11 protein-coding genes are annotated in these 16,545 nt (G+C 55.1%); 7 read left to right on the top strand and 4 right to left on the bottom strand.

The features are described 5' to 3' along the window. Positions 1-41: 41 nt before the first annotated feature. Both KGP17_RS10185 and KGP17_RS10190 read right to left on the bottom strand, forming a co-directional pair. Positions 42-407: a helix-turn-helix domain-containing protein gene (locus KGP17_RS10185; protein WP_223499248.1), complete on the bottom strand. Its 366-nt coding sequence runs from the start codon at positions 405-407 to the stop codon at positions 42-44. Between the two features lie 272 nt (positions 408-679). Next, positions 680-2,458 carry a sigma-54-dependent Fis family transcriptional regulator gene (locus KGP17_RS10190; protein WP_223499631.1) on the bottom strand — a complete coding sequence of 593 codons (1,779 nt, stop codon included), beginning with the start codon at positions 2,456-2,458 and terminating at the stop codon, positions 680-682. A 452-nt stretch (positions 2,459-2,910) separates the two neighbouring features. Here KGP17_RS10190 and ygeW point away from each other — a divergent pair, with 452 nt between their 5' ends. From ygeW to arcC, 5 genes are all read left to right on the top strand, one after another. Continuing rightward, positions 2,911-4,098 carry a knotted carbamoyltransferase YgeW gene (ygeW, locus tag KGP17_RS10195; protein WP_021804807.1) on the top strand — a complete coding sequence of 396 codons (1,188 nt, stop codon included), beginning with the start codon at positions 2,911-2,913 and terminating at the stop codon, positions 4,096-4,098. Between the two features lie 73 nt (positions 4,099-4,171). Then, positions 4,172-5,365 carry a diaminopropionate ammonia-lyase gene (dpaL, locus tag KGP17_RS10200; protein ID WP_223499249.1) on the top strand — a complete coding sequence of 398 codons (1,194 nt, stop codon included), beginning with the start codon at positions 4,172-4,174 and terminating at the stop codon, positions 5,363-5,365. A 68-nt stretch (positions 5,366-5,433) separates the two neighbouring features. Beyond that, positions 5,434-6,651, top strand: a complete 1,218-nt coding sequence (locus KGP17_RS10205) for a YgeY family selenium metabolism-linked hydrolase (RefSeq protein ID WP_223499250.1) — start codon at positions 5,434-5,436, stop codon at positions 6,649-6,651. A gap of 121 nt (positions 6,652-6,772) precedes the next feature. Then, entirely contained in the window at positions 6,773-8,173 is a 1,401-nt protein-coding gene (gene hydA / locus KGP17_RS10210; RefSeq protein ID WP_223499251.1) for a dihydropyrimidinase, read from the top strand. A gap of 26 nt (positions 8,174-8,199) precedes the next feature. Further along, a complete protein-coding gene (gene arcC / locus KGP17_RS10215; protein ID WP_021804803.1) occupies positions 8,200-9,132 on the top strand; it encodes a carbamate kinase in 933 nt (310 codons plus the stop codon). 60 nt (positions 9,133-9,192) lie between these two features. Here arcC and yqeB read toward each other — a convergent pair whose 3' ends face one another. Together yqeB and yqeC are read right to left on the bottom strand one after the other, a co-directional pair. Further along, a complete protein-coding gene (yqeB, locus tag KGP17_RS10220; RefSeq protein ID WP_223499252.1) occupies positions 9,193-10,782 on the bottom strand; it encodes a selenium-dependent molybdenum cofactor biosynthesis protein YqeB in 1,590 nt (529 codons plus the stop codon). A gap of 28 nt (positions 10,783-10,810) precedes the next feature. Then, on the bottom strand, positions 10,811-11,587 hold the full coding sequence (gene yqeC, locus KGP17_RS10225; RefSeq protein WP_223499253.1) for a selenium cofactor biosynthesis protein YqeC: 777 nt from the start codon (positions 11,585-11,587) through the stop codon (positions 10,811-10,813). Between the two features lie 468 nt (positions 11,588-12,055). Between yqeC and ygfK the strand changes: the two genes are divergently transcribed. Both ygfK and ssnA read left to right on the top strand, forming a co-directional pair. Next, positions 12,056-15,163, top strand: a complete 3,108-nt coding sequence (gene ygfK, locus KGP17_RS10230) for a putative selenate reductase subunit YgfK (protein WP_223499254.1) — start codon at positions 12,056-12,058, stop codon at positions 15,161-15,163. A 2-nt stretch (positions 15,164-15,165) separates the two neighbouring features. Continuing rightward, entirely contained in the window at positions 15,166-16,494 is a 1,329-nt protein-coding gene (gene ssnA / locus KGP17_RS10235) for a putative aminohydrolase SsnA (RefSeq protein ID WP_209527637.1), read from the top strand. Positions 16,495-16,545: the final 51 nt, after the last annotated feature.

The following is a 16,545-nucleotide window of genomic DNA, read 5'->3' on the forward strand; positions in this document are numbered from 1 at the left end:
GATAGTGGGCTGCAACCCGTTATCGCCGCGTTACTTATCAGTTAGTTACGCGCCTGTGCAATCATTGCGCTTAACATCTCTGAAATTATCTGCTGTTTTTCCTGCGGCAAATTAGCAATCGCTTCTATCTGCTGCTGCCACTTCGGAGTCGGGACACTCTCGTGGAGGGAAGACTCCGCCGTTGCTCCAAACAATTCCTCTAGCGAAACCGAAAAAATGTTTGCTACGTCTGGGAGTGAAGACACCTTGATGCGACGGCGGCCAGCCTCCCATGCTTGCACTGTCTGTTGAGAAACGCCCAACTGCTCAGCCAATTCGGTCTGAGTAATGGTGCGTTCTTTGCGCAGTCTGGTAATGCGTTTTCCCAACGCAATGAAAAAATCACGTTCTTCGCTACTGATCGCCATAGTCGTCTTGGTTCCTGAATGTCACAAGACAACCATAACATACCGAACATTTTACTACGATGTGATGTAAATACTACAATATGTAGTTTTATTGGGTCCAGTTTTTTTCATATGTAAATTGAGGTTCTTTGAAGCAAGAATAATGCGATGCATTTCGCAGATTGATATAAGAGCGCTATACGCCTTGAAAAGAGATATTGATAGCAGGAACAAGGACAGTCTTGGGCTAGCCAGCTAAACGCGCCAGCCCGGCACACGATTAATCTCCCCCCTCAATGAGAAGACAGCTCATACTTCTTTATCTTGCGATACAGCGTCGCGATGCCAATCCCCAGCTTCTCCGCCACCACCTTCTTGTTCGCATGTTGGCTCAGCGCCTCCTCAATCATCAGCTTCTCCATACTCTCCAGCCCCGCCATATCGTGGTTTTCGCAACTCTCTGTGGCCTTATACGTAGATACGCTGGCGCGAGCCTCCAGATGTTGCCCACGAGTCAGATTGGGCGGCAGCAGATAGGTATCGATGATCTCACCGCTCGGCACCACGTTAACCAGATACTCCATCAAATTACTCAGTTCACGCACGTTGCCTGGCCAGCGGTGTCGGCGTAGCAGCTCGAGTACCTCTGCCGAGATGCCGGGGTAGATAATGCCGATCCGCTTGGTGTGCAAACTGAGGAAGTAGTGCACCAGCAGTTCGATATCGCCTTCGCGCTCACGCAGCGGTGGCAGGGTGATGGGGATAACGTTCAGGCGGTAATAGAGGTCTTCACGGAACTTGCCTTCGGCGATGTACTGTTCGAGATTCTGGTTGGTGGCGGAGATAATGCGGATATCGACCGGGATCGGCTTGCTGGAGCCGATCGGCAACACTTCACGGGATTCCACCGTGCGCAGCAGCTTGGCCTGCAACATTAACGGCATATCACCGATCTCATCCAGGAATAGCGTTCCCTGATTGGCCGCCTGGATCAGCCCCACCTTGCCATTGGCCGAAGCGCCGGTAAATGCGCCCTTCAGGTAACCAAACAGTTCACTCTCCAACAGCTGATCCGGAATGGCGGCGCAGTTAATGGCGATAAAGGGTTTATTGCTGCGGTTGCTCAGCCGGTGGATCGCCCGCGCCACCACCTCTTTGCCGGTGCCGCTTTCGCCAACCACCAATACGCTGGAGGGGCTGGGGGCAATACGGGTGATTAAGCTCTTCAGCAGACGCATCGGTTTGCTTTCCCCTGCCAACTGCTCAATGCGCGGGTCTTGCAGGGTCAGCGTTTCGTTAAATGAGGAATGGGATTGATGGAAGGCCATTAAAAATAATTGATGATCCTGAACCTGATGCAGCTGGCCAATCATAATCTCCTGGTTATCGTCGAAGGAGAGAATATGTTGCAGATGTCCACTGGTGTAATTTTGCTGGAAGGTGAGGGCGCGAATAGTAAATGTTTTGCCGATAATATTTTCCTGCGGCATATTGAGCTGTTTTAAGGCCATCATATTGGCGAACTTCACCTGGCTCTTTTCATTGAGTATTAACACCCCCTGATCCATATTTTCAATCAGGCTGAAAAGCACTTTATTTAAGCCACTGCTGCCGCCTTGCGTCTCCAATAAGTTGGAAACGAAAACGTTGGAAATATTGCGCACGTAGCCCGAGAACTCTTGCAGGTTATCCCGTAACCTTTGCTGCTGTTCGAGGGTGAAGGCCACCAGGCTGATCACGCCGATGCAGGCATCCTGGAACAGGATAGGAATGCCGAGGAAGGCCTTTTCCTGGCACTCATCTTTGCTGGTGCAGCCTTCGCACACCGGGTCGTAACGGGAGTGGGTGACTATTTTTTCGTTTTTGGTATCAAGCACATATTTCAACAACCAGGAGTTGCTGCCGAGCTTGATGCCAAATTGTTTGCCATACGGGCCTGTGCCTGCCACGCGTACCAGGTTGGCATCGACAATCTCTACCTCCAGCAGCAACACGCTGGAGAGCATTTTGGTAAAGCGCAAAATTGTCGGTTGGATCTGCATAAGAGCCGACTGGGCAGTGGCCGGTGCTATCATCACGCGTCTCCCGCTATCGTCATTGAAAAAGAAACGATAATACACTACGGTCAGCTATAATTTGATAGTCATCAAGCTAATCCCACAGAGAATAGAGATTCTGCTGTTAGCATCACATTTTATTATCAAAATGATACTGCGCGCTAATTGCTATCATTTTGGGTTGCGAGAAAGGCTGATAATTATAAATGGCAGATTTACGCCGTAGGGAATTATCCCTTGCCAGTAACACCCTGACTGTAAATTTCACGTTAACCGCCCAGAAAACCCCATTTTATGTGATCGCCATCATAATACTCCGCAGTTTTATGTTACGCAGCTTAACTTTTCCCTTGTTGGCACGCTTATTGATTGTCCTGTAGCCAGACGCTGAAAAAGCGTATTGGTTATTCCAAGGTTAGGCACTTGTTTTAACGGATCACCACCACACTCTCTATTTAGGGGCAAAGATGAGAACAGTTAACCAGTTAATTAAGGAAATAAGCGCGTTAAAGTCCAATTTACATCAAAAGGACTTTTTACTGACGTGGGAACAGAGCCGTGACGAGCTGGAACTGGTGCTCAAGCTGGCGGAATCGCTGAAAACCATGCGCTCAGAAAACATTGCCACCAAGATTTTCAACAGTGGCTTAGGCATCTCCATCTTCCGTGATAACTCCACGCGTACCCGTTTTTCTTATGCCTCGGCGCTCAACCTGCTGGGGTTGGCGCAGCAAGATCTGGATGAAGGTAAATCGCAGATCGCCCACGGGGAAACGGTGCGTGAAACGGCCAATATGATCTCCTTCTGCGCGGATGCCATCGGTATCCGTGACGACATGTATCTGGGGGCAGGCAACGCCTATATGCGTGAGGTGGGGGCCGCGCTGGATGAAGGATTTGAGAAGGGTGTGCTGCCACAGCGCCCAGCACTGGTCAACTTGCAGTGTGATATCGATCACCCCACCCAGGCCATGGCGGATCTGGCCTGGTTGCAGGAGCACTTCGGCAGCCTGGAAAACCTGAAAGGCAAGAAGATCGCCATGACCTGGGCCTATTCGCCCAGCTATGGCAAACCGCTGTCGGTGCCGCAGGGCATCATTGGTTTGATGACCCGTTTTGGCATGAAGGTGACGCTGGCCCATCCGGAAGGTTACGACCTGATCCCAGACGTGATCGAGGTGGCGAAGAACAACGCCGCTGCTTCCGGCGGCAGCTTCCAGCAGGTGACCTCGATGGCCGAAGCCTTCCAGGGCGCGGACATCGTTTATCCGAAATCCTGGGCGCCGTACAAGGTCATGGAGCAGCGTACCGATCTGTTGCGTGCCAACGATCACGCGGGCCTCAAGGCGCTGGAGCAACAGTGCCTGGCGCAAAACGCCTACTACAAAAACTGGCACTGCACCGAAGAGATGATGAAGCTGACCAAAGGCGGCGAAGCGCTCTATATGCACTGCCTGCCAGCGGACATCACCGATGTCTCCTGCAGTGAAGGGGAAGTCTGTGCCAGCGTATTCGAGAAGTACCGTATTGCCACCTATAAGGAAGCCAGCTGGAAGCCTTATATCATCGCGGCGATGATCATGGCGCGCAAATTCTCCAACCCGGGTCTGGTGTTGGATCAATTACTGAAAGAAGCAGAAAAACGCATTAAATAAATTTACCTGGTCAGGGATACCGGGCGGTGTCCCTGCGCGGTGAAAGTTAATGCGACCAGAAGAGGTAGCGGTTATGTCGGTTTTTTCATTGAAAGTGGCGATAGAGGATAACCGTTATTTTAACGGCGAAACCTCCCCTCTGTTCTCTAAGGCGCAAGCGCAGAAAGCGCGCGAGTTTCATAAAAAGATTGCGGGTTATCAGCCAACGCCGTTATGCGCGTTGGACGATCTCGCTCAGCTATTTGGCGTGCGGAAAATCCTGGTCAAAGACGAATCCAAACGATTTGGCTTAAACGCCTTCAAGATGCTCGGCGGTGCTTACGCCATTGCCCAGCTGCTGTGTGAAAAGTACCAGATTGATATCAATGCGTTTTCTTTTGAAAAGTTCAAAGCCATGGCGACCGAGAAGATGACCTTCGCCACCACCACCGACGGCAACCATGGCAGGGGGGTTGCCTGGGCGGCGCAACAGCTAGGCCAGCATGCGGTGGTGTATATGCCTAAAGGCTCGGCGCAGGAGAGGGTGGATCACATTCTCAACCTGGGTGCCGAGTGCATCGTCACCGATATGAACTACGACGATACCGTGCGCCTGACCATGAAAACGGCCCAGGAACGTGGCTGGCAAGTGGTGCAGGACACCGCCTGGGAAGGCTACACCAAGATCCCAACCTGGATCATGCAGGGTTACGCCACGCTGGCAGACGAAGCGGCCGAACAGATGCGGCAGATGCAGATCGAGCGGCCAACCCATGTGCTGTTACAGGCCGGTGTCGGCGCGATGGCCGCGGGCGTGCTGGGCTATCTGGTAGACGTGTTTGGTGCGGATAAGCTGCATTCGGTGATTGTCGAACCCGAGCTGGCCGACTGCGTTTATCGCTCCGGGGTAAAAGGGGAAATCGTCAACGTGGGCGGCGATATGGCCACCATCATGGCCGGTCTGGCTTGTGGTGAACCTAACCCCTTGGGCTGGCCGTTGCTGCGTAACTGCGCCACGCAATTTATTTCCTGCCAGGACAGCGTGGCGGCGTTAGGGATGCGGGTGTTGGGTAATCCGTTGGGTAACGATCCGCGAATTATCTCCGGCGAGTCTGGTGCCGTCGGGTTGGGCGTGTTGGCTGCGGTACATCACAGCCCGCAACGTGCGCAGCTGATGCAAAAACTCGGTCTGAATAGCCAGTCGGTAGTGCTGTTAATCAGCTCCGAAGGCGATACCGACGTGAAGCACTATCGCGAAGTGGTGTGGGAAGGGAAGCTTCCGGTTTAACCACCGCCGTCAGATTACTCAACCTCTCGCAGCAGCGAGGGGTTATAAAAAATTGGAGAAAGAACACAATGGCAAAGCAAATTCCTTTCGAATTGGTGTTAGAGAAAGCCTACCAATACAAAGATGAGATGACGCGCTTCCTGCGGGACATGATCGCCATCCCGAGTGAAAGCTGTGACGAGAAGCTGGTGGTGCTGTGTATCAAGAAAGAGATGGAGAAGGTCGGGTTCGACAAGGTCGAGATTGACCCGATGGGCAACATCCTGGGCTATATTGGCCACGGCCCACACCTGATTGCGATGGACGCGCATATTGATACCGTCGGCATTGGCAACATCAAGAACTGGACCTTTGACCCGTATCAGGGCATGGAAAACGACGAGATCATCGGTGGCCGTGGCGCATCGGATCAGGAAGGTGGCATGGCTTCCATGGTCTACGCGGGCAAAATCATCAAGGATCTGGGGCTGGAAGATCAGTATACGCTGCTGGTGACCGGCACCGTGCAGGAAGAAGACTGCGATGGCCTGTGCTGGCAGTACATTATTGAGCAATCCAACATCCGCCCAGAGTTTGTGATCAGCACCGAACCGACCGACTGTCAGATCTACCGCGGCCAGCGTGGTCGTATGGAAATCCGCGTGGATGTGCAAGGCATCAGCTGCCACGGCTCGGCGCCGGAGCGTGGCGACAACGCCATTTTCAAAATGGGCCCAATCCTCAACGAATTGCAACAGCTGTCCGGCAACTTGGGCAATGACGATTTCCTGGGCAAAGGCACACTCACCGTTTCAGAGATTTTCTTTACCTCACCTAGCCGCTGCGCGGTAGCAGACAGCTGTGCGGTATCTATCGACCGCCGCCTGACCTGGGGCGAAACCTGGGAGGGGGCGTTGGACGAGATCCGTGCGTTACCAGCGGTACAGGCCGCCAAGGCAGTCGTGTCGATGTATGACTATAGCCGTCCGTCCTACACCGGTCTGGTGTACCCAACCGAATGCTACTTCCCAACCTGGAAGGTCGAAGAAGATCACATCACGGTGAAAACCCTGAGCAAGGCCTATCAGGGCCTGTTCAAGAAGCAGCCGGTGGTGGATAAGTGGACCTTCTCAACCAACGGGGTTTCCATCATGGGGCGCCACGGTATTCCGGTGATCGGTTTCGGTCCGGGCAAGGAGCCTGAAGCCCACGCGCCGAACGAGAAAACCTGGAAAGACCATCTGGTGACCTGCGCGGCTATGTATGCCGCGGTGCCTTTGGCTTACCTGGGAGAGTTGCAGAAATAAGCGACCCCTCACCCTCTCCCAGCGGGAGAGGGTGAGAAGCCCAAATAGCACCTTATCCAGCAAGCATCACACGGTTAAATACCCGGCACCCTCCGCCGGCTTTTTTTATGGAGTGCCAGCAATGAAGCAGTTGATTAAGAACGGCATTCTGGTTGATAGCGACGGGCAGTATCCTCAGGATTTGTTGATTGAAAACGGGGTGATCTGCCAGCGCGACACGGCGATCGAAGTTGATAGCCATTGTGAGGTGATTGATGCTTCCGGCTGTTATGTCATGCCCGGCGGCATCGATGTCCATACCCATTTCAATATTGATGTCGGCATCGCCCGCAGCTGCGACGATTTTTTCAGCGGCACCCGCGCGGCGGCCTGTGGCGGCACTACCACCATTATCGATCATATGGGATTTGGTCCGGCGGGCTGCAATCTCCATCATCAGCTCAACGTCTACCACCAGTATGCGGCCAGCAATGCGGCGATCGATTACGGCTTTCACGGCGTGATCCAGCATATTGACGACGGCATTCTCGAAGAGATGGCCAGCATGGTGCATGACGAAGGGATCAGCAGCTTTAAGCTGTATCTGACCTATCTCTACAAGATCAATGATACCGACGTGCTGCGAGCCTTGAGGCAGTTGCGGCAGGTTGGGGCATTGACTACCGTTCACCCAGAAAACGATGCCGCGATTGCTCTGCGCCGCGCTGATCTAGTGGCCGCAGGTAAAACAGCACCGATCCACCACGCATTAAGTCGCCCGTTGGAATGTGAGGCTGAAGCAATTGGCCGGATGATCAATCTGGCCCATCTGGCAGACAACGCGCCGCTGTATATCGTCCATTTATCCAATGGGCTGGGGCTGGATTATTTACGTCTGGCACGCCAACAGCGCCAACCGGTGTGGGTAGAAACCTGCCCGCAGTATCTGCTGCTCAACGAACAATGTTACCTGCGTGAAGATGGGGCGAAATACATCCTCAGCCCGCCGCTGCGTGACCAACGGGAATTGGATCGCCTATGGGTGGGCATTGCCGACGGTTCGATCGATACCGTCGCTACCGATCACTGTACTTTCCCTTACCACCAACGGCAGGCAATGGCGGCAGGGGACTTTACCCGCTGCCCGAACGGCCTGCCTGGGGTCGAGAATCGCATGATGCTGCTGTTCTCTCACGGAGTGATGAGCGGGCGGATTTCCCCTTCACGCTTTGTGGCGCTCACCAGCAGCAACCCGGCGCGGTTGTTCGGCCTGTGGCCGCGTAAAGGCAATCTAAACCCCGGTGCAGATGCTGACGTGGTGATCTTTGATCCGCGCCAATCCACGGCTATCAGCCATGCTCGGCTTCATGACAAGGCGGACTATTCCCCTTATGAAGGTTTTCAGTGCCAGGGCTTGCCGGTGCTGACGATGTGCCGGGGCGAGGTCGTGGCGCGTAATGGCGAATTTACCGGGCGGCAAGGGTACGGGCAGTTCTTGCGTCGTCGGCCTTTCAATGCCCAGATCGCGGCAAAAATGGGGTAACACCTCACTAAACAACAAGGATCAACATGAACAAGAAAATAGTGCTGGCATTGGGCGGTAACGCATTGGGTGAGGGCCTGGCGGAACAGATGCAGGCGGTCAAAACCACCGCGCGGGCGATTGTCGATTTAATCGAGCACGGTCACCAGGTAGTGGTCACCCACGGCAATGGCCCGCAGGTGGGCATGATCAACCTGGCGTTTGAGGCGGCGGCAAAAAGTGAAGCCCATACGCCGATGCTGCCGATGTCGGTGTGCGTCGCGTTGAGCCAGGGATATATAGGTTACGACCTGCAAAACGCCCTGCGTGAAGAGTTGCTCGATCGCAATATCGTCAAACCGGTAGCCACGCTGATCACTCAGGTGATCGTCAACGGCAGCGATCCGGCGTTTCTCAATCCCACCAAGCCGATTGGTTCGTTCTTTACCAAGGCCGAAGCCAGCCAACTGACCAAGAATGGTTACAACATGGTAGAGGATGCGGGCCGTGGCTACCGCCGGGTTGTTGCCTCGCCCAAGCCGATCGACATCGTTGAGAAAGAAACGGTACGCGCCATGATGGAGGCCGGGCAGGTGGTGATCACCGCGGGAGGCGGGGGTATTGCGGTGATCCGCGAAGGTAACCATCTGCGGGGAGCCAGCGCGGTGATCGACAAAGACTGGGCCAGTGCCAAACTGGCAGAGATGATCGATGCCGATATGCTGATCATCCTCACCGCAGTGGAAAAGGTGGCGATCAACTTTGGCAAACCGAATGAGCAATGGCTGGAGCAGTTGAGCATTGCCGATGCCCAGCGCTTTATCGAAGAAGGGCACTTTGCCAAAGGCTCAATGCTGCCGAAGGTAGAAGCGGCGGTGGCGTTTGCCGAATCCAAGCCAGGGCGTCAGGCGTTGATCACGGTCTTGAGCAAGGCTCAGCAGGGCATTGAAGGCAAAACCGGTACGGTGATTAGCCATTAATCACAGACACCAGACTCACAAGAGGCGCTGCATACTGCACCCCTTGTGAGTCAACAATCGTTATCTGCGGCCAAGTTTCATAATGGCTTCAAGCACCGCCCCGGCGACGGCCCGCGCCTTATCTGACACCGTGGTGTAATCTGCTAGCGTACCGCGCGGATCGATATCACCGATTTTAGTGCCGGTTTTGACCTCTAGCCCATCATGCAGCAAACCGCGTACCATACCGGAAAGCGGCGCAATCACCGGCACCTCGCCGCAGTGGGCCACCACATCCCCCTCCTGCACCAAATCCCCCAAAGCGACACGACATTGCATAATGCCATCGGCGGGTGCACGGATCACCCGACGGGTGGTGTGGCCAGCGATATTACCGGGAATGCCGGTATTGGGATGGGTGTAGCCTTGATAAATCACCCGCCCCAGCGCATGGCCGCGATTGGTTTCGATCACCGCATCGCAATCCTGTCCGGCGTTGAAGCCAGGGCCAAGAGCCACGGTAATCGGGGCCATATTGCGATGGGTCCCCAGGTTTTGCTTGGCCAGGATGGCATCCACCAGAAAACGGGGTTTGAGCTGCTCCAGGCTGCGGGTCTCTGGATCAACCAGCAGCGGGATCTCGCCACGGTTGATGATGTCGAAAGCTTCGTTGACGTCGTTGGCCAGGCAGGCGGTGACGCCCTCTACGCAGGTTTTGCCGTCAAACATCGCCTGAGCAAATGCCACCGTCCGGCGAATGGCGGTCGGTTGGGCAATGTCCAGCATGATGACCTGAAAACCGGCATGATACAGCCGCAGCGCCACGCCGGTGGCGATATCGCCTGCGCCACGGATCACCACCAGTTTGTCGCGCGTTAAGCGGATGTCATTTTTCATCAGCCCGCCAGCAGATTGGTTGCGCACTTGCAGCAGTTCAGCCAGCACGCTAATGGCGATTTCTTCCGGCGTTTCTGCGCCGATGTTGTAGCCGACCGGGGCATGGAGTTTGGCAAGCTTCTCATCATCTACGCCGCGCTGGCGCAATTGTTGGGTAAAGGTTTGCACCTTGCGGCGGCTGGCCAGCAATCCCAGATAGCGCAACGGCTGCTCGATCAGCACGTTGAGTGCCTCGCAATCCTGATTGTTGGTGGCGATGATCACAAAGTTGGCCGGATCAATATTCATCTTGTCGATGGCCTCTGAGAAGGTCTCGCCATGAACCAGGGTAGTGCCCACCGGAAATAGCGCCGGGTCGAGGCTGGCCGGGTAGATATCGGCAACGTGAATATCAAAGCCCAACGGCTTGGCGGCGCTTGCGATGGCGCGGTTGACGTGCCCGGCCCCGATCAATATCAGGCGCGGGCGTAGACCATGCACGTCGATATATACCGACATCGCGCCTCCGCAGTCCGAGCCTACCGCGTCCTGCCCGGTTCGTGCCATACGGCCATGAAACACCCTGGCCTTGCGCTCCGAAATGGCGGCAATTGCCTGTTCAATCACCAGGCGTTCGATCATGCCGCCACCGATGGTGCCAATACAGCCACCATCGGCCATCACCAACATCTGTCCCGAATGGCGCGGTGTAGATCCACGGCTTTCGATAATCTGGGCGAGCGCAAAGGGCCGGTTTTGTTCTTCTAAACGTGCAGCTTCGGCGAAGATATTCATGATGACCTCGTCAATAACCTCAGAAATATTATCGTGTTAAGCGCCGTATCAGGTGGTGGATCGCCGGGGTCTCCTGCACTGCGCCAAACCAGATGGCGCTGAGCGTCAGCTCTGGCCGCAGCAGGGTTTGCCACCTGGCTGCCAGTTGATTATCACAATGAGAAACCTGATTGATCAGCCAGACCCGCCGCGCCTGAGAGGGCGTACCTTTGAACATCCCTTCGGGGTGCGAGATCAGAGTGTCGAATACCCGGTGATCCAGTATTTCACCGGCCTCGACCCCCGTCAGCGCGGAGAAAATCGCCCAACGGTGAATTTGCTGTGGGTCTGCGGGACGATCGATCACCTGGCCTCCGGTTAGCGCGATAACACAATCACTGCGGGAGGGGATGCAAGGTTCATGCCTTGCCGGGGCTTTCAGGGGTAACCCTCGGGAGCCGTCCGCCTCGGCCAGGATCACATCGAAGGATCCATGCTGTTTGATTGCGTCGATTTGCTCGGGGGTTAACCCGATAACCTTGTTATCCTGCGGCTGATAATGACTAAAGCAGGCGGTAATGGCCGGGGTGCTGCTGGCGGTGGGCGGTTGGCCTATCAATAGGTGGTGGTAGTCGGCAGCGTTGGGCAAGTACATCTTGGTGGTGGTAGTGAACAGCACGCGTTTGCCCTGGTGATAAAAGGCCTGCGCCAGCCAGTGCAGGGTACTGGTTTTCCCCCCGGCGCCAATCAGGGCGATCAGCAGCGGCTGGCCCCGATCGAGGCGGTGATATTCCTCACTGAATAATTCTCTGAAGCTGGGCGTCATAAATAGCCTATTTTGTGAGTCAGAAAACGGGGTAAATAACGGTGATTTAACCGATAACCAATATGCAGTTTTTTCAGGATAGAGTGCCGATTTAATCGCAAACAACCTTGATGTAATCGATATTTGGCAAACATTCATACTTTATCGATTGCGGTCTCGTTTTTAAGCGAAGTGCTATTTGGCCGTATCAAAGTGATAGCTGGCGATGTTTTTTTGATAATTGATTCTATTAGCGTAGCCGTGATGATTAAGCGACTACCTGCACTGATTGTTATTCTCAGTTGCGATAGTGAGCCCGTTCACAAATAAAATTAACAATTAGAACTACCTCACGAATTTAACTGCTGCCCAACCCCGTAGGGAGATTTGGCCTGATTGTTGCTGCGTTATGCCTATCCGCTGTGGAAAACCGTCCTCAGGTTTTTACAGACTCATCATTCAGGCATTTCGCCGCAAGGAGATAAAGCTATGGGAGATTTAATGCGTCCCGTTCCGTTCAAGGCGCTGTTAACCCGGATTTTTGATGAATATCATGAGAGCCGGTCTATTTTTGGTATTCCAGAAAAGCAGTTTTATCGCAAACATGACGATCGGCGGATTAACGTCTTCAATGAAAGTTGTGAAACGCCACTTGGCCCGGCCGCAGGCCCGCATACTCAGTTGGCGCAGAATATCATCGTTTCCTGGTTGACCGGCGGACGCTTTATCGAATTGAAAACCGTGCAGATCCTCGATAGGTTGGAGCTGGAAAAGCCCTGTATCGATGCCGAAGACGAATGCTTCAACACCGAATGGTCAACAGAGTTCACGCTGCTCAAAGCCTATGATGAATATTTAAAAGCCTGGTTTGCCCTGCACCTGCTGGAAGAGATGTTTGATCCACGGGCCAAGGGGGAAAGTAAATCCTTCATTTTCAATATGAGCGTGGGTTATAACCTCGACGGGATTAAACAGCCGCCGATGCAGGACTTTATCCATAACATGATGGACTCTGCACAGCACCCGAAATATGCCGAGTATCAACATATTCTTGCCGCATGGGTTAAGGATGAGGGCTTTATTAGCCAGTTCGCCTTATCCGCCCAACGCGGGGCATTGGCACAGTTGCCAGAGCATATTCCAGCGCAACTGGTCAGCGGTATTACCCTTTCGACCATGCATGGTTGTCCGCCAGATGAAATTGAAGCCATCTGCCGCTATATGCTGGCAGAGAAACGGCTCAATACCTTTGTCAAATTAAACCCGACGCTGCTGGGTTATCCGCGCGTGCGTGCCATTCTGGATAGCTGCGGGTTTGATTATGTCGGGCTGAAAGAAGAATCTTTCGAGCACGATCTCAAACTGGAGCAGGCGATCGCGATGTTGCACCGCCTGACCGCCCTGGGGAAACAGCAGAAGTTGGGTTTCGGGGTCAAACTGACCAATACCCTGGGGGCGATCAACCATAAAGGCGCCTTGCCGGGTGAAGAGATGTATATGTCCGGGCGCGCGCTGTTCCCGCTTTCCATCAACGTAGCGGCGGTTCTCTCCCGCGAGTTCAACGGGGAACTGCCGATTTCCTATTCCGGCGGGGCAAGCAAGTTTAACGTCCGCGAGATTTTTGACACCGGCATCCGGCCAATCACCATGGCCACCGACCTGCTCAAGCCCGGTGGCTATTTACGCCTGACGGAGTGCATGCAAGAGCTGGACGCTTCCGATAGCTGGCAGATGACGCGCATCGATGTCGATAAGCTGCAAGTGCTGGCAGACAAGGCCGTCAGCATGGAATACACCCAGAAACACTGGAAATCAACGGATCGCATCGACGCGGGTGGCCCATTACCGATGATTGACTGCTATGTGGCTCCTTGCGTCACCGCCTGCGCCATCAAACAGGATATCCCGGAATATATCCGGCTGCTGGGTGAGCAACGCTATGCCGATGCGCTGGAGCTGATTTATCAACGCAACGCCTTGCCAGCTATTACCGGGCATATTTGCGATCACCAGTGCCAGTACAACTGCACCCGTCTTGATTACGACAGCGCGCTGAACATCCGCGAACTGAAAAAGGTGGCGTTGGAGAAGGGCTGGGATGAGTATCAGCGCCGCTGGCATAAACCGGCTGGCTCTGGCAGCAAACGCCCAGTTGCCATTTTGGGAGCTGGCCCGGCGGGTCTGTCAGCCGGGTACTTCCTGGCGCGGGCCGGGTATCAGGTTACGCTGTTTGAGCGTGAGGCGAATGCGGGTGGGGTGGTGAAAAACATCATTCCACAGTTCCGCATCCCGGCGGAGCTTATCGAGCACGATATCGACTTTGTGGCCGCCCACGGCGTGAAGATGGTTTATGGCTGCGATCCCGATCTGACCGTCGACAAACTGCAACAGCAGGGCTTTGACTACGTGTTTATCGGTATCGGCACCGATAAAAACAGCGGCGTGAAGCTGGCGGGCAATAACCGCAACGTCCACAAATCTTTGCCGTTCCTGCGCGATTTCAACCTCGGTAAGCCGATGAACCTGGGCAAACACGTGGCCGTGGTCGGTGCCGGTAACACGGCAATGGACTGTGCCAGGGCCGCGTTGAAGGCGCCTGGCGTGCAGGACGTCACCGTGCTGTATCGCCGCACGCTCAATGAGATGCCAGCCTACCGTGAAGAGTATCAGGAGGCGGTAGAGGACAACGTGCAGTTTATGTTCCTCACCAATCCGGAACACTTTGATGCCAACGGTACCTTGACGGCCAGAGTGATGGCGCTGGGAGAGCCGGACGAGAAGGGGCGCCGCCGCCCGGTCGCCACCGAACAGACCCTGACGCTGCAAATGGATACCTTGATCACCGCCATTGGCGAGCAGGCTGACGAGGAAGTGCTGCATAAGCTGGGCGTACCGCTGGATGACGCAGGCTATCCGCAGGTCAACACCGCCACCGGCGAAACTACCCGGCCGAACGTCTTCTTGATCGGCGACGTGCAGCGTGGCCCGTCATCCATTGTTGCTGCCATCGGTAGCGCCCGCAACGCCGCTGAAACGGTGCTGGCGCGGGAGAACGTCAAAACCCATCACGCCGACAAATACTGGTCGAACGTCGATCCGGCGGAAATCTATCGCCGCAAAGGCGCTATTTCGGTAGCGCTGGTGGATAAAACCGAGCGCGAGGCCTTCGTGGCCCAAGAGGCCCAGCGCTGCCTGGAATGTAACTACGTGTGCAGCAAATGCGTCGACGTTTGCCCGAACCGCGCCAACGTGTCGATTGCCATACCGGGCTTCCAGGATCGTTTCCAGACCCTGCATCTGGACGCCTACTGCAATGAATGCGGCAACTGCGCCCAGTTCTGCCCGTGGCAGGGTAAGCCATACCAAGACAAAGTAACGATCTACAGCCTGCCGCAGGACTTTGCCAACAGCACCAATCCAGGGTTCCTGGTGGATGGGGCGCAGGTCAGCGTACGGCAGGACGGCAAGCTTTACCAACTGCAGATCGATAGCGACGGCCAGCTTGAGCAAGTGCCGCCGGAACTAGAGGAGATGTGCCGCATTATCAGCCATGTGCACACTCATCATCATTATCTCCTTGGCCAGGTGGAGGTGTAGTCATGCTGATATTAACCAATGCAACCGGCGTGCAGCTCGACCCCGCCAGCGTACAGCACGGTATCGATATCGCCATTGAAGGGGCGTTGATCAAAGAGGTGGGGCAAGGGTTGGCGGCCAAATATCCCCAGGCGGAAGTGCGCAATATGCACGGCAAATGGGTGATGCCAGGGATTGTGTGCGCCCACAACCATTTCTACTCCGGGTTATCACGCGGGATTATGGCCAACATCGCGCCCAGCCCGGACTTTATCTCCACGCTGAAGAACCTGTGGTGGCGGTTGGATCGGGCGCTGGATGAGGAATCGCTGTATTACAGCGGTCTGATCTGCTCGTTGGAAGCCATCAAGAGCGGCTGTACGGCGGTGATCGATCACCACGCCTCGCCCAACTTTATCGCCGGTTCGCTGAAAACCCTGCGCGCAGGCTTTATCGAGACCGGGCTGCGCGGCATGACCTGTTTTGAAACCACCGATCGCAACGGCGGGGAGCGCGAACTGCGGGCTGGCGTGGAGGAGAATATTGCTTTTGCCCAGTTGATCGACGTCGCCAAAAAAGCCGGTAAGGAGCCTTACCTGGTGGAGGCGCATATTGGCGCTCACGCACCGTTCACGGTTTCTGATGCCGGGTTGGAGATGCTGCAAGCGGCGGTTAAAAGTACCGGCCGTGGTCTGCATATCCACGCCGCCGAGGACAGCTATGACGTATCCCATAGCCACGACAAATATGGCAAGGATCTGATCGAGCGCCTGGCGCAATACGACCTGATCGGGTCAAAAACGTTGGTCGCCCACGGTCTGTATCTGTCTGCAGCGGACATCGAACTGATCAACCAGCAGGATGCCTTCCTGGTGCACAACGCCCGCTCCAATATGAACAACCACGTGGGCTATAACCATCAGCTGGCGCAGTACCGCAACCTGGCGCTCGGCACCGACGGCATCGGCTCAGACATGTTTGAAGAGCTGAAGTTTGCCTTCTTTAAACACCGTGATGCGGGCGGGCCGTTGTGGCCGGATAGCTTTGCCCGCTTCCTGGCCAAAGGGAATCAACTGCTGGCGCGCAACTTTGGCGCCAACTTCGGCTGCCTGGCCGCCGGTTACAAAGCGGATCTGACCATCTGCGACTACCCGTCACCCACGCCGCTGGCGGCGCAGAATATCGGCGGGCATCTGGCCTTCGGCATGGGGGCTGGCAGCGTCAACAGCGTGATGGTGGAAGGCCGCATGGTCTATCAGGATCGCCAGTTCCCGTTCGATGTGGAACCGATCTACGCCGAGGCGCGCAAGGTAGCGGCCAAGCTGTGGCAGCGTATGGATACCTTGAAGTAAACCGGTCGCCGCCCTGCGAACACCGGGGCGGCTGACATTGATGAGGGTGCA

Source organism: Serratia sp. JSRIV001, from assembly GCF_019968745.1.
In the GTDB taxonomy this organism is placed as follows: domain Bacteria; phylum Pseudomonadota; class Gammaproteobacteria; order Enterobacterales; family Enterobacteriaceae; genus Chania; species Chania fonticola_B.